This window comes from Candidatus Infernicultor aquiphilus (assembly GCF_002784285.1).
Taxonomy (GTDB): domain Bacteria; phylum Atribacterota; class Phoenicimicrobiia; order Phoenicimicrobiales; family Phoenicimicrobiaceae; genus Infernicultor; species Infernicultor aquiphilus.
In genome coordinates, this window is sequence record NZ_PFKO01000068.1 from 809 (window position 1) to 1252 (window position 444).

The 444-nt window shown below is 39.6% G+C and carries 1 protein-coding gene; it reads right to left on the bottom strand.

Features of this window, described 5'->3' with window-relative positions; genetic code table 11:
• Positions 1 to 444: HD domain-containing phosphohydrolase (locus tag COZ07_RS01890; protein WP_406606903.1), on the bottom strand; the 444-nt coding region annotated here is incomplete at both ends.

Below are 444 nucleotides of genomic sequence, written 5' to 3' on the forward strand. Positions count from 1 at the left end.
TTGACCTCTTTAAGAATTTTATAACTGAATTCGGGGTGCCGCTTCATTTCTCTCCACTCTTCATCATTTAGTTTTCCAGGCTTATTAAGAATGCTTTCCTGAATAGCAATCTTCCCGATGTCGTGAAGGATAGCTGCTACCTCAATACTCTCTATCTCCTGAGGAGATAGCTTCAGTTTTTTGGCCAAAGCTACTGCATATCTGGTAACAGATTCAGAATGGCCTCTGGTATGGGAATCTTTTAGTTCCAAGGCGGAGACCAAGGCCCGAATAATACTTAGATAACTTTCGTGCAGATTTTGATATAAAGTAGCATTTTCAATAGCAAAGGCTACATCATTAGCCATAGTAAAAAGAAGCTTTAAATTATCTTCGGTAAAGGGATTAGCATCTTCTTTTCGGTTGAGGTTAACAACCCCGATAACCCCCTTCCTGGTTTTTAGA